Annotated in this window: 12 protein-coding genes; 10 read left to right on the plus strand and 2 right to left on the minus strand. The window is 67.8% G+C overall.

The genetic code is table 11. The features are described from left to right. Positions 1–65 precede the first annotated feature (65 nt). Positions 66–1,958: a bifunctional sugar phosphate isomerase/epimerase/4-hydroxyphenylpyruvate dioxygenase family protein gene (locus U4Y91_RS17715; protein WP_321806120.1), complete on the minus strand. Its 1,893-nt coding sequence runs from the start codon at positions 1,956–1,958 to the stop codon at positions 66–68. Positions 1,959–2,215: 257 nt separating this feature from the next. Here U4Y91_RS17715 and aroQ point away from each other — a divergent pair, with 257 nt between their 5' ends. Genes aroQ through U4Y91_RS17730 form a run of 3 tightly spaced genes read left to right on the plus strand, consistent with a single transcriptional unit; the run spans position 2,216 to position 4,904 of the window. Next, the gene (gene aroQ / locus U4Y91_RS17720; protein WP_044845730.1) at positions 2,216–2,671 is read left to right on the plus strand and encodes a type II 3-dehydroquinate dehydratase; all 456 of its coding nucleotides are present in this window, start codon (positions 2,216–2,218) and stop codon (positions 2,669–2,671) included. Then, a complete protein-coding gene (locus U4Y91_RS17725; RefSeq protein WP_321806121.1) occupies positions 2,668–3,522 on the plus strand; it encodes a shikimate dehydrogenase in 855 nt (284 codons plus the stop codon). Before aroQ ends, U4Y91_RS17725 begins: the two co-directional genes overlap by 4 nt. A 41-nt stretch (positions 3,523–3,563) precedes the next feature. Next, complete coding sequence (locus U4Y91_RS17730; RefSeq protein WP_321806122.1) at positions 3,564–4,904, plus strand: MFS transporter; 1,341 nt, start codon at positions 3,564–3,566, stop codon at positions 4,902–4,904. Positions 4,905–5,006: 102 nt separating this feature from the next. Here the strand turns inward: U4Y91_RS17730 and U4Y91_RS17735 are convergent, their stop codons facing one another. After that, positions 5,007–6,116 carry a 2-aminoethylphosphonate--pyruvate transaminase gene (locus U4Y91_RS17735; protein ID WP_321806123.1) on the minus strand — a complete coding sequence of 370 codons (1,110 nt, stop codon included), beginning with the start codon at positions 6,114–6,116 and terminating at the stop codon, positions 5,007–5,009. Positions 6,117–6,371: 255 nt separating this feature from the next. On the opposite strand from U4Y91_RS17735, the gene phnS reads away from it, so the two are divergent. Genes phnS through U4Y91_RS17770 form a run of 7 tightly spaced genes read left to right on the plus strand, consistent with a single transcriptional unit; the run spans position 6,372 to position 13,663 of the window. Then, positions 6,372–7,463: a 2-aminoethylphosphonate ABC transporter substrate-binding protein gene (phnS, locus tag U4Y91_RS17740; RefSeq protein WP_321806124.1), complete on the plus strand. Its 1,092-nt coding sequence runs from the start codon at positions 6,372–6,374 to the stop codon at positions 7,461–7,463. Positions 7,464–7,497: 34 nt separating this feature from the next. Next, positions 7,498–8,601, plus strand: coding sequence for a 2-aminoethylphosphonate ABC transport system ATP-binding subunit PhnT (gene phnT / locus U4Y91_RS17745; protein WP_321806125.1), 1,104 nt, complete (start codon positions 7,498–7,500; stop codon positions 8,599–8,601). Then, entirely contained in the window at positions 8,579–9,499 is a 921-nt protein-coding gene (gene phnU / locus U4Y91_RS17750; protein ID WP_321806126.1) for a 2-aminoethylphosphonate ABC transporter permease subunit, read from the plus strand. Before phnT ends, phnU begins: the two co-directional genes overlap by 23 nt. Further along, on the plus strand, positions 9,489–10,349 hold the full coding sequence (gene phnV, locus U4Y91_RS17755; protein ID WP_321806127.1) for a 2-aminoethylphosphonate ABC transport system, membrane component PhnV: 861 nt from the start codon (positions 9,489–9,491) through the stop codon (positions 10,347–10,349). The genes phnU and phnV overlap by 11 nt, the downstream gene beginning before the upstream one ends. Beyond that, positions 10,346–11,656 carry a phosphonoacetate hydrolase gene (gene phnA, locus U4Y91_RS17760; RefSeq protein WP_321806128.1) on the plus strand — a complete coding sequence of 437 codons (1,311 nt, stop codon included), beginning with the start codon at positions 10,346–10,348 and terminating at the stop codon, positions 11,654–11,656. The genes phnV and phnA overlap by 4 nt, the downstream gene beginning before the upstream one ends. After that, positions 11,653–13,107, plus strand: coding sequence for a phosphonoacetaldehyde dehydrogenase (gene phnY / locus U4Y91_RS17765; protein WP_321806129.1), 1,455 nt, complete (start codon positions 11,653–11,655; stop codon positions 13,105–13,107). The genes phnA and phnY overlap by 4 nt, the downstream gene beginning before the upstream one ends. 4 nt (positions 13,108–13,111) lie before the next feature. Continuing rightward, positions 13,112–13,663: a phosphonate degradation HD-domain oxygenase gene (locus U4Y91_RS17770; protein WP_321806130.1), complete on the plus strand. Its 552-nt coding sequence runs from the start codon at positions 13,112–13,114 to the stop codon at positions 13,661–13,663. Positions 13,664–13,728 lie beyond the last annotated feature (65 nt).

Genomic DNA, 13,728 nt, shown 5'->3' on the forward strand with positions numbered 1-13,728 from the left:
CACGTCGCGGGGTCGGCGTGTTTTGCTCATTCGATTCGACCCCTGAACGAAATTCCCTCGCTCCCTTATTTCCTGCGCTGGGCCTGCGCGGCGAGCCGCACGGCCGCGTTGGCCGCGCCGTAGCCGTCGTAGCCGCCGCGCCGCTCGACGATTTCGAGCGAGAAGCGGTTGTCGACCAGCTCCGTATACGCGTGCAGGAATTCACCGCCGTTTTCGTCGCGGTCGTACAGCAGGTGGTGGGCGCTCAACGTGTCGATCAGCTCGTCCGGCAACGCGTAGCGCGCGGCCAGATCGTCGTAGTAGTTCGGCGGGATCCGCAGGAACGGCACGCCGTCGGCCGCGAACGCGGCGACCGTCTTCACGATGTCGTCGGTCCGGAACGCGACGTGGTTCAGCCCCGTGCCGTGATAGCGGTCGAGCGATTCGGCGACGGCCGTATGACGGTCGACCGACGCATTCAGCGCGATCCGCACCGAACCGTCCGTGCTGCGCACTGCGCGGCTGCGCATCAGGCCGTACGGATCGGGCACGAGCCAGCTGCGCTCGGCCTCGAAGCCGAAGGCGGTCTTGAAGAACAGGATCCACGTGTCGAGCGCGTCGGCCGGCAGCGCGAGGCAGACGTGGTCGATACCCGTCAGCGGGCCGACCTCACTCGGTCCGTCGATGTCGGTCAGCACGAAATCCGATTCATACAGCGTCGGCGCGTTCGGCGTCTCGTCGACGAAGTATTCGAGGCTGCCGTCCGGCGCCTGCACGCCCGGCAGCACGCGCTCGTTCGGGCCGACGCGCCCGGAAAACGGTGCGTAGCCGAAGCCGGCCGCGCGCTCGAATGCCACTTTCGCATCGTCGACGCGGAACGCCGACGCACACAGCGACAACCCGTGCTGCTGGAAGAACGCGTCGGCGAACGAGTCGCGCTCGGCGTTCAGCACGATCGACGCGGCACCGTGCTGGAACAGCGTCACGTCCTTCGACCGATGGTGGCCTGCGAGCCGGAACCGCATCCGGCCGAGCCATTCGCCGACGGTAGCAGCCGCCTGCGCGTCGACCGCGAATTCGATGAACTGGAACCCGACGTGCGAGGGCGGAGCCGGCGGCGCGAACAGCGGCTGGTCGGCGGCCGGCGCGCGGCCGTCCTGCGCGAGTCGCGCGCGCGTCAGTTCTTCCAGATAGAGCAGCGAGCGGTGGCCGTCGGCGGCCGTGATCGCGGTCGGCGCGGCGCGGAAGCCGTCGTTGAAGATCTCGAGCGACAGCGGCCCCTTGTAACCGGACTCGATCACGCGGGCGGTGAAGCGCGCGAGGTCGAAGTCGCCCTGGCCGGGGAACGAGCGGTAGTGGCGGCTCCATTCGAGCACGTCCATCGCGAGCTTCGGCGCATCGGCGATCTGCACGAACGCGATCCGGTCGCCCGGGATGTCGGCGATCGCGTCCGGCGAATCGTCGAGCGACAGCGTATGGAAGCTGTCGAGCGCGAGGCCGAGGTGCGGGCTGTTCACCGCGTTCACGAGCTGCCACGCATGGCCGTACCGGTTCACGACGCGGCCCCACGCGAGCGCCTCGTACGCGGCGACCACGCCCGCCTGCCGCGCGGCTTCGGCGAGCGCGCCGAGCTGGTCGACCAGCAGCGCGTCGTCCGCGATCGTGTCGGGCGACACGCTGCTGCACACCAGGATGCGGTCGGTGCCGAGCGCGTGCATCACGTCGAACTTGCGGCGGATGCGGTCGAGATTGCGGGCGAGCTGGGCCGGGCTCACGCCCTCGAAGTCGCGAAACGGCTGGAACAGCACGATGTCGAGGCCGAGATCGGCGGCCATGCGCCGCACGTCGGCGGGCGATCCGTCGAAGTAGACGAGGTCGTTCTCGAAGATTTCGACACCGTCGAAGCCGGCGGCCTGGATGGCGGCGAGCTTCTCGGCGAGCGTGCCGGACAGTGACACGGTGGCGATCGAGCGCTGCATGGGCGAATCCTGCGGATGAGCGGGGCGTGGCGTCGGCCGGATCGGGCCGGAATGAACCAGTCGTTGAATTACCGGCGAGCGCCATATCCCGAATTTACTAGGGGAGTGAGGTCAATTATACAAACTAACTAGATGGTACAAATTAGCGAAAACCCGAAAAGACATTGCGCTTGCGCAAGCGCACACTAGCGCCAAATCTTGACGTCAGAGGGCGAAGTCGGCTAGCGATTCGCCCCCGTTTTAGGAGCAGAAACATCATGAGCAAGCACAAGGTGCTGGTGCTGAACGGCCCGAACCTGAATCTGCTGGGGACCCGCGAGCCCCATATCTACGGCGCGGAAACCCTCGCCGACCTCGAGCAGCGTTGCCGCACGGCGGCCGACGGGCTCGGGCTGGAGATCGACTTCCGCCAGTCGAACGCCGAGCACCAGTTGATCGACTGGCTGCATGCCGCGCGTCACGACACGCACGGCATCGTGATCAACCCGGCCGCCTACACGCACACGTCGGTCGCGCTGGCCGACGCGCTGTCCGCGATCGCGAAACCCGTGATCGAGGTGCATATCTCCAACGTGCATCGCCGCGAGGCATTCCGTCACCACTCTTATGTGTCGGCGGTGGCCGAAGCCGTGATCTGCGGCTGCGGCACCGAAGGCTACGTATTCGCGCTGCAGCGCCTGTCGACCATTTTTGCCCAAGGAGCCGCACGATGAGCCGCCCGTCTTTTCTGATCGGCCTGATCGGCCAGGGCATCGGCGGTTCGCTGTCGCCCGCGATGCATGAGGAAGAAGGCTTCCGCCAGGGATTCGGCTACGTGTACCGGCGCATCGATCTGGACGTGCTCGGCGTGACCGCCGACGCGCTGCCGGAACTGCTCGATGCCGCGCAGCGGATGGGCTACAACGGGCTCAACATCACGCATCCGTGCAAGCAGCGCGTGATCGAGCACCTCGACGCACTGTCTGACGACGCGCGCGCACTCGGCGCGGTCAACACCGTGCTGTTCAAGGACGGCAAGCGGATCGGCCACAACACCGACTGGTCGGGTTTCGCGAAGTCGTTCCGCCGCGGGCTGCCCGACGCGTCGCTAGAGCGTGTCGTGCAGCTGGGCGCGGGCGGCGCGGGCGCGGCCGTCGCGCATGCGGCGCTGCAGATGGGTGCCGTCGAACTGACGATCTTCGACGTCGACGGCACGCGCGCCACCGCGCTCGCGGGCGAACTGCAGCAGCGCTTCCCGGCCGCCCGGGTCACGCCGGGCAGCGATCTCGCGGCCGCGATGCACGCCGCGACCGGCCTGATCCATTGCACGCCGACCGGCATGGCCAAGCATCCGGGCCTGCCGCTGCCGGCCGAGCTGCTCCACGCGGGCATGTGGGTCGCCGACATCGTGTATTTCCCGCTCGAAACCGAACTGATCCGCGCCGCGCGCGCGGCCGGTTGCGCGACGCTGCCGGGCGGCGGGATGGCCGTGTACCAGGCCGTCGATGCGTTCGAGATCTTCACCGGACGTACGCCGGACGACGAGCGGATGTTCGAACACTTTCAGTCGCTCGTCGCACGCTGACCCTTCTACCGACTAGCTGAAAAAGAGACCAGGAGACAACCATGCAGCACACCACCCATACGAACGCCGCGCCCGCGGCGGCCGGTACGGTCCGGCGGACCTCGGCGCGCTACAAGATCCTCGCGCTGCTCGCGATCGGCACGATGATCAATTATCTCGACCGTACCGTGCTGGGGGTGGCTGCGCCGCAGCTCACCAAGGAGCTCGGCATCAACGCGGCGGTGATGGGCATCATGTTCTCCGCGTTCTCGTGGACGTACGTCGCGATGCAGGTGCCCGGCGGCCTGTTCCTCGACCGCTTCGGCAGCAAGATCACCTATTACTGGTCGATGACGCTGTGGTCGCTGTGCACGCTCCTGCAGGGCTTCGTGCCCGGCGTCGCGACGCTGTTCGCATGCCGGCTCGGCCTCGGCGTGACGGAAGCGCCGTGTTTCCCGACCAACAGCCGCGTCGTCGCGACGTGGTTCCCGCAGAACGAACGCGCGATGGCGACCGGCACCTACACCGTCGGCGAGTACATCGGTCTCGCGTTCTTCAGCCCCGTGCTGTTCGCGCTGATGGGTGCGTTCGGCTGGCGCTCGCTGTTCTGGGTCGTCGGCGCGGTCGGCATCGTGTTCGGTCTGGTCTGGTGGAAGTTCTATCACGAGCCGCGCAACCATCCGGCCGCGAATTCGGAAGAACTCGCGTACATCGAAGCGGGCGGCGGTCTCGTGCACGGCGCGCGCAAGGACGGCGACAAGGGCGGCAAGCCCGCTCAGGCCAAGTTCAGCTGGGCGATGGCCGGCCGGCTGCTGAAGAAGCGCCAGCTCGCGGGTATCTGCCTCGGCCAGTTCGCCGGCAACTCGACGCTCGTGTTCTTCCTGACCTGGTTCCCGACCTATCTCGCGACCGAGCGCCACATGGGCTGGCTGAAGATCGGCTTCTTCGCGATCATGCCGTTCATCGCCGCGTCGGTCGGCGTGATGTTCGGCGGGATCTTCTCCGACTGGCTGCTGCGCCGCGGCAAGTCCGCGAACCTCGCACGCAAGCTGCCGATCATCGCCGGCTTGCTGCTCGCGTCGACGATCATTCTCGCGAACTACGTGCAAAGCAACGAAGCCGTGATCGCGATCATGTCGGTCGCGTTCTTCGCGCAGGGGATGGCCGCGCTCGGCTGGACGCTCGTGTCCGACATCGCGCCGGACGGCCTGCTCGGCGTGACCGGCGGCATCTTCAACTTCGCGGCGAACCTGGCCGGCATCATCACGCCGCTCGTCGTCGGCTTCATCGTCGCGTCGACCGGCTCGTTCGTCGGCGCGCTGGTGTTCATCGGCGTGATCGCGTTGATCGGTGCGCTGTCGTACATCTTCGTCGTCGGCGACATCAAGCGGATCGAACTGTAAGTACCGGCTCCACGCACTCTCGGTGCGTTCGCCCGGCGACCTGTGGGTCGCCGGGCTTTTTTGTTTCTGCCGCCGCTTGCGGGGCAGGTCATGTGCCGGCGCTCACGCGCGCTGCACGGCGATCCCGAGCGATTCGACCGCCTGCGCGATCGCCGCGACCGCCCGCCGGATGTCGCCGGCATCGATCGCGCCGATGCAGCCGACGCGGAACGTCTCGAGTTGCGTCAGCTTGCCCGGATACAGGATGAAGCCCGCGTCGCGCACCGCGTCGTAGAAGCGGCGGAAATCGTAGGCCGGATGGTCGGGCGCATGGAACGTGACGATCACGGGCGCCTGCACGCTGGCGTCGAGGAACGGCGTGAAGCCGAGCGCGCGCATCGATTCGACCAGCGTCCGGCAGTTTTCCGCATAGCGCGCACCGCGCGCGGGCTGGCCGCCTTCGGCCAGGTACTGGTCGAGCGCGGCGCGCAGCGCGGCGATCACGTGGGTCGGTGGCGTGAAGCGCCACTGGCCTGTCTTGCACAGGTACGCGTACTGATCGTGGAGGTCGAGCGCGAGCGACCGCGAGTTGCCTTCGCACGCGTCGAGCGCAGCGCGCCGCACGATCGCGAACCCCATTCCCGGCACGCCTTCCAGGCATTTGCCGCTCGCCGAGATCAGCGCGTCGATCCCGCTGTCCGCCAGCGTGATCGGCAGCGCGCCGAACGAACTCATCGCATCGACGATCAGCCGTTTGCTGTACCGCCGGCACACGGCCGCGATCGCGTCGAGCGGATTCAGGATGCCGGCACTCGTTTCCAGGTGCACCAGCGCGACGTGCGTGATGCGCGGCTCGCGTGCGAACGCGGCTTCGACCGCCGCCGGGGCGACCGCTGCGTGCTCGCCGAACGGCAACGCGATCGCCTCGATGCCGAGCCGGCCGAGGATCTTCAGGATGCGCGCGCAATACGCGCCGTTGTCCGGCACCAGCACGACGCCGTCGCGCGGCACCAGCGTGCCGAGCGCGGCTTCGACCGAAAACGTGCCGCTGCCTTGCATCGGCACGCACACGTATGCGTCGCCGCCGCGTGCGATCGCGACGAGATCCGCGCAGACACTGGCCGTCAATTGATTGAAAGCAGCGTCCCACGAGCCCCAGTCATGTTGCATTGCGTGGCGTGTTGTGGCGGACGTGGTAAGCGGGCCGGGCGTGAGCAGAATCGGGTCTGACATGATTTTTCTCCAGCAAAGATCGGACGAAACGCCAGGGCGGCATTTCTGAATGACTTGCATGATATTGGCAAAATGTGTCATTTTTTGGAAATTGTGGCACGCGTCACGGCGTTGTCATCGAACGCTGTGATCCTTCGGTTGCCGCGCGAAACCACCTGCAGCGCGGCAGCGAGGCAGGCCGGTTGTCGGTCTGTCCGACTGACAGGAGCCGGATCGTGCACCGGCCGTTTGGTGTTCCGCCTACGGAGAAGTGAGATGACACTGCAGAATTCCTCGCGCGCCGCTGCCGGCGCGTTCCGCAAGCTCGCGCTGGCCGCCTGCGCCGCCGGTCTGCTGCAAGGCGTGGCGATGCCCGTGCATGCGGCGAACGCGGTCGTGCTGTATACGGCGGACGGTCTCGAGAACCTCTATCGCGATGTGCTGCCGGCGTTCGAGAAGAAGGAAGGCGTCAAGGTCAACATCGTGACGGCGGGCAGCGGCGAGGTCGTGAACCGCGCGAACATCGAAAAGAATTCGCCGAAGGCGGACGTGATCGTCACGCTGCCGCCGTTCATCCAGCAAGCCGGCCAGATGGGCCTGCTGCAGCCGTACCAGAGCGTGAACTACAAGAACGTGCCGGCGATCGCGAAGGCGGAAGACGGCACGTGGGCGACGTTCGTGAACAACTACTTCTCGTTCGCGATCAACCCGGACGTCGTGAAGAACCAGCCGAAGACGTTCGCCGATCTGCTGTCGCCGGCCTACGCGGGCAAGGTCGCGTACTCGAACCCGGCCACGGCCGGCGACGGGATGGCCGTGCTGATCCTGACGACGTCGCTGATGGGCGAGGACAAGGCGTTCGACTACCTCGCGAAGCTGTCGCAGAGCGTGAAGTTCCACACGAAGGGCACCGGGTACCTGAACGTGCTGCTGTCACGTAACGAGATCAGCGTCGCGAACGGCGACCTGCAGATGGACCTCGACGACGCCGAGCACGGCGCGCTGTCCGTCAAGCCGATCTTCCTGTCCGCGAAGGACGGCGACCAGCCGACCACGTTCCAGCTGCCGTACGGCATCGGCCTGATCAAGAGCGGCCCGAACCAGGACGCCGGCAAGAAGCTGATCGACTACCTGATGTCGACCGACGTGCAGTCGAAGGTGCCGGACATGTACGGCATCCCGGGCCGCACGGACGTGCCGCTGGCCGGCAAGAACGGCGAAGCGGTCAAGAAGGCGATCGCGGGCGTGAAGCTGATCCCGGTCGACTGGACCCAGGTGATGGCGAAGAAGCCGGTGTGGATCGAGCGCTGGAAGAAGGACGTGATCGGCAGCTCGGGCAAGCAGCTCGACGTCGTCAAGCCGAAGTGATCGGCGCACGTCGCCTGTCTTGGTGAGCAAGAGGATGAACCCGGTGGACACCACCCTGACCCATCCCGGCGCATTCGGCGCCGCCGAACCGCACGCCACGCTGCGGTCCGGCGCGCCGGGCGGCGTGCAGATCGAGCACCTGAGCGTGCGCTACGGCGCACGCACGGTGCTGGAAGATCTGTCGCTGTCGATCGGCGCCGGTGAATTTCTGACCGTGCTCGGCAAGAGCGGCTGCGGCAAGACCACGCTGCTGCGCTTCATCGCCGGGTTCGTGAAGGCCGATGGCCTGACCGGCACGCTGACCGTGGCCGGACGCGACCTGACCCATGCGCCGCCGCATAAGCGCAATCTCGGTCTGCTGTTCCAGAATTACGCGCTGTTCCCGCACCTGTCGGTGTTCGAGAACGTCGCGTTCGGGCTACGCGCACGCGGCATGGCGTCGCCGGAAGTGACGCGCCGCGTCGCCGACGCGCTGAAGCTCGTGCAGCTCGGCGACGCGGGCCACCATCTGCCCGCGCAACTGTCCGGCGGGATGCAGCAGCGCGTCGCGCTGGCGCGCGCGCTCGTGATCGAGCCGGACGTGCTGCTGCTCGACGAGCCGCTGTCGGCGCTCGACGCCAATCTGCGCGCATCGGTGCGCAGCGAACTGAAGGCGCTGCACGAGCGCCTGCCGAACCTGACCGTCGTCTGCGTGACGCACGACCGCGACGACGCGCTCGTGCTGTCCGACCGCGCGCTGCTGATGCGCGACGGCCGCATCGCGCAACTCGGCACGCCGCAGCAGCTGTACGACGCGCCGCGGGACGGCTACGTCGCACGCTATCTCGGCCCGGCCAACCTGCTGCCGCCGCACGTGATCTTCCCGCTCGGCGACCCGCGTCACGACGTGCGCGGCAAGGTCGCGTGCGTGCGCCCCGAGCGCCTGACCGTGATGCCGCTCGCGGCGGGCGGCCTGCACGGCACGGTGTCGTCGGTCGAATGGCAGGGCGCGGACCTGTCGATCGCGGTCATGATCGACGCGGCGCCCGACGAACCCGTGCGCGTGACGATGCAACGCGGCCGCGGCGCGGCTCCCGAGCGCGGTGCGCGCGTGTCCCTGCATTGCGAGGCAGACGATGTCGTCCTTATCGAGCCCTGAAGCCGGCCTGCCGCCGCACGTGCTCGCGTCGGCCGCCGCGCATGCCGCCGCCGCGCGGCGCCGCAAGCGCATGGGCGACCTGCACCTCGCCGCGCTCGCGATCGTCGTGCTCGGCCCGCTCGTCGTCTATCCGCTGGTGCGGCTCGTGCTGCTGAGCGTCTCCGGCGATCACGGGCTGAGCTTTGCCGCGTACCGGACGTTCTTCGGCAACCCCGATACGCGCAACGTGCTGCTGACGACGCTCGGCGTGCTGTTCGCGAGCGCCGGCACCGCATCGGTGCTCGGCGTGCTGCTGGCCGCGCTGCTGTTCTTCAGGCCGTTCCCGGGCGCGTCGCTCGTCACGCGCTTCCTGGAACTGTACGTCGCGTTTCCGTCGTTCCTGGTCGCGTTCACGCTGATCTTCCTGTATGGCTCGCAAGGCTCGATCAGCATCGCGCTGCAGCACCTGTTCCATCTCGAGAACCCGCCGCTCGACTTCCTGTTCGGCATCGGCGGCGTGATCCTCGCGCAGACCGTGTTCTATACGCCGTTCGTCGTGCGGCCGACGCTCGCGTCGTTCGCGACGCTCGACCTGCGCCTGATCGAAGCGGCGCGCAGCCTCGGCGCGTCCGGCTGGATGCTCGCGCGCCGTGTCGTGCTGCCGATCGCGTGGCCGGGCATCGCCGCCGGCACGGTGCTGTGCTTCCTGCTGACGCTGAACGAGTTCGGCATTCTGCTCGTGCTCGGCAGCGCGCGGCTCGTGACGCTGCCGGTCGCGATCTACAGCAGCGCGACCGTCGACCTCGACCTGCCGACCGCGTCGGCCGGCGCGGTCGTGATGCTCGCGCTGTCGCTGGCGCTTTATGCGGTTTATCGCCGGGTGAACCGGCGTGCGACGGGAGGGAACGATGTCCGCTGAATTCCGTATCGGGCAAGCCGTGCCGCGCCATCAGATCGGCTGGGGCGACACGGTGCTCAAGCATGCGTCGCGTGCGGCGCTCGCGCTGGCCGCGTTCGCCTGCTTCTGGCTGTTCGTGCTGCCGGTGGTGGTGGTCGCGCTGTCGAGCGTGTCGACGCAGTGGTCGGGCACGATCCTGCCGGCCGGCTACAGCCTGCGCTGGTTCGAGCGGCTCGGGTCGCCGGAATACGACGCGCTGCTGACGAGCCTCGAAATCGGCTTCGGCGTGTCGGCGATCGGCACGATCCTCGGGCTGTGGCTCGCACTTGCGCTCGAAGGGCGCGACCGGCGCGGTCTCGGCGCTATCGTCGACGCGCTCGTGATGGTGCCGAACGGCGTGCCGAGCGTCGTGCTCGGGCTCGCGGTGCTGATCGCGTATCACCAGAAGCCTGTCGACCTGTCGAGTTCGGCGGCGATCGTCGTGTTCGTGCAGCTCGCGCTGATCCTGCCGTTCTGCTATCGCTGCGCGGCCGCCGCGCTGCGCCCGGAGCTGACCGTGCTGCGCGAAGCGGCGGCGAGCCTCGGTGCGCCGCCCGCGATGGTGCTGCGCCGCGTGCTGCTGCCGCAGCTCGTGCCGGCGCTGCGTGCGAGCCTCGCGCTCGGCTTCGCGCTGTCGCTCGGCGAACTCGGCGCGACGCTGACCGTCTACCCGCCGGGTTTCGCGACCGTGCCGATCGTCGTAATCGGCCAGGTCGAGCGCGGCTATTACCTGCCCGCCTCGGCGCTGTCGCTGCTGATGCTCGGCGCGTCGCTCGCGGCGCTGCTGCTGATCGCCGCGCGCGTGCCGCGCGGCAAGCGGGCCGCATCATGAACGCCGCGTTCGCGTTGCGGCAGCCCGGCGAGCAATCGGCCGCGGGCAAGGGTTCGGCGGATCTCGCGGGACGTTCCGTCGACGTCAACGGCCGACGCTACCGGCTGCCGGTCGAACCGACCGTCGTCATCTGCGTCGACGGCTGCGAGTACGACTATCTCGAGCGTGCGGTGGAAGCGGGCGTCGCGCCGTTCATCGGCCGGATGATCGCGCAAGGCACCGCGTGGCGCGCCGACTGCGTCGTGCCGACCTTCACCAACCCGAACAACCTGTCGATCGTCTGCGGCGTGCCGCCGTCGGTCCACGGGATCTGCGGCAACTACTTCTGGGATCCGGCCGCCGACGGCGGTCGCGGCGCCGAAGTGATGATGAACGACCCGGCCTACCTGCGGGCCGGCACGCTGCTCGCGGCGGCGTCCGACGCCGGCGCGCGGGTGGCCGTCGTCACGGCGAAGGACAAGCTGCGCCGGCTGCTCGGCTGGCAGATGAACGGCATCTGTTTTTCTGCCGAGAAGGCCGCGCAGGCGAATCTCGCGGAAAACGGGATCGTCGACGTGCTCGACTGGGTCGGCCTGCCGTCGCCCGACGTATACAGCGCGGCATTGTCCGAATTCGTGCTTGCGGCCGGCGTGCGGCTCGCGCAGACGCGCCAGGTCGACCTGATGTACCTGTCGACCACCGACTACGTGCAGCACAAGTGCGAGCCGGGCAGTGCCGGCGCGAACGCGTTCTACGCAATGATGGACGGCTATCTCGCGCAGCTCGACGCGCTCGGCTGGGCGATCGGGCTCACGGCCGACCACGGGATGAACGCGAAGCACGATCCCGCCACGGGCCGCCCGAACGTGATCTATCTTCAGGATGCGTTCGACGGCTGGTTCGGTGCGCAGGCCGCACGCGTGATCTTGCCGATCACCGATCCGTACGTCGTGCACCACGGCGCGCTCGGCTCGTTCGCGACCGTCTACCTGGCGCCCGGCGTCGACCGGATCGAAGCGATGTGGCGCGTCGGCGGACTCGACGGCGTCGAGCTCGTACTCGACAACGCGGAAGCGGCCGCGCGCTTCGAGCTGCCGGCCGACCGGATCGGGGATCTCGTCGTGATCGGTCGGCGCGACATGACGCTCGGCACGCGCGAGCGCGAACACGACCTGTCCGGCCTGACCGTGCCGCTGCGTTCGCACGGCGGCGTGTCCGAGCAGGAGGTGCCGTTGCTGTTCAACCGTCGGATCGAGCGGGACGACCCTGCACGTCGTCCGCGCAACTTCGACGTTTTCGATTTCGTGCTGAATCGGGTCGCGACATGATGGCTCACCCCCGACAGGATCACCCCGCGTTCCGCGCCGAGGCGCTGCGCTGGTGCGGCACGCGCGCGACGCGCGACCGTGTGTTCGACGTCGCCGATCCGTACACCGGCACGCGCGTCGGTACGGCGCCGCTGGCGAGCGTCGACGATGTGCGCGCCGCGTTCGACTACGCGATGGCGTACCGGCCCGCGCTCACGCGCTACGAGCGTTCGCAGATTCTCGAGCGCGCGGCCGCGCTGCTGCGCGAGCGTGCCGAGGAGGCGTCCGACCTGATCACGCTCGAGTCGGGATTGTCGAAACAGGATTCGCGCTACGAGATCGGTCGCGTTGCCGACGTGCTGAAGTTTGCGTCGGTCGAAGCGCTGCGCGACGACGCGCAGAGCTTCTCGTGCGACCTGACGCTCCACGGCAAGGCGCGCCGCGTGTTCTCGCAGCGCCAGCCGCTCGACGGCGTGATCGTCGCGATCACGCCGTTCAATCACCCGATGAACCAGGTCGCGCACAAGATCGCGCCGGCGATCGCGACCAACAACCGCGTGATCGTGAAGCCGTCGGAGAAGGTGCCGCTGTCGGCGTTCTATCTGGCGGACCTGCTGTACGAGGCCGGGTTGCCCGAACCGATGCTGCAGGTGCTGACCGGCGACCCGCGCGAAATCGCGGACGAACTCGTCACGCATCCGCATGCATCGCTGATCACCTTTACGGGCGGCGTGTCGATCGGCAAGGCGATCGCCGCGCGGGCGGGCTACCGGCGCATCGTGCTGGAGCTGGGCGGCAACGATCCGCTGATCGTCCTCGACGATGCCGATCTGGAACGTGCGGCATCGCTGGCCGTGCTCGGTTCGTACCGGAATTCGGGGCAGCGCTGCACGGCCGTCAAACGGATCCTGGTACAGCGCTCGATCGCGCCGGCGTTCACCGAGCTGCTCGTCGAGAAGACGCGCGCCTGGAAGTACGGCGATCCGTTCGATCCCGCGAACGAAATGGGCACGGTGATCGACGACGTGGCGGCGCGGCTGTTCGAGGCGCGCGTGAACGAGGCGGTCGCGCAGGGTGCGCGCCTGCTGACCGGCAACGTGCGACGCGGTGCGCTCTATTCGCCGACCGTGCTCGACAACGTCGATCCGTCGATGACGATCGTGCGCGAGGAGACCTTCGGCCCTGTCTCGCCCGTCATCGCGTTCGACACGATCGACGACGCGATCCGGATCAGCAACGGCACCGCGTTCGGGCTGTCGTCGGGTATCTGTACGGACAGTACGGCCGCGGTCGTGCGGTTCGTGAACGAGCTGAACGTCGGGACGGTGAATGTCTGGGAGGTGCCCGGATACCGGATCGAGCTGTCGCCGTTCGGCGGGATCAAGGATTCGGGGCTCGGCTATAAGGAAGGCGTTCAGGAAGCGATGAAGAGCTTCACGAACCTGAAGACGTTTTCGCTGCCTTGGGAGTGAGCGGATGGCATTGACGGTGGAAGAGATCGACGGGCTGTATCGCGAGCACGGCCATGTCGCGTACAGCGGCGAACCGGTCACGCAGCTGGAGCATGCGTTGCAGAGCGGCTTGCTGGCGGAGGAGGCGGGCGCCGACGAGGCGCTGGTCGCGGCGGCGTTCCTGCACGACCTCGGCCATTTGCTGAATCGGCAGGGCGATACGCCGAGCGCGCGGGGGATCGACGATCTGCATCAGTATTACGTGCTGCCGTTCCTGCGGCCGCTGTTTTCGGACGCGGTTCTGGAGCCGATCCGGCTGCACGTCGACGCGAAGCGTTGCCTGTGCCGCACGGACGCCGGCTACTTCGAGAGCCTGTCGCCGGATTCGGTGCGCAGCCTCGCGCTGCAGGGCGGCATCTTCAGTGAAGCGGAGATGGCGGCGTTCCTGCAGCGCCCGTTCGCGGAAGACGCGCTCCGCCTGCGCCGCTGGGACGATACGGCCAAGGAAGAGGGCAAGGTGACGCCGGATCTCGATCACTATATCGAGATCGTGGCGCGCCAGGTGCGTGTGAGCTGACGATTCGGCTGCATCCATATAAGGCCCCGCACGCGGCAGCGTGCGGGGCCTTATATTTTTCACGA

It is taken from the genome of Burkholderia sp. BCC1993 (assembly GCF_905339865.1).
Taxonomy (GTDB): Bacteria; Pseudomonadota; Gammaproteobacteria; order Burkholderiales; family Burkholderiaceae; genus Burkholderia.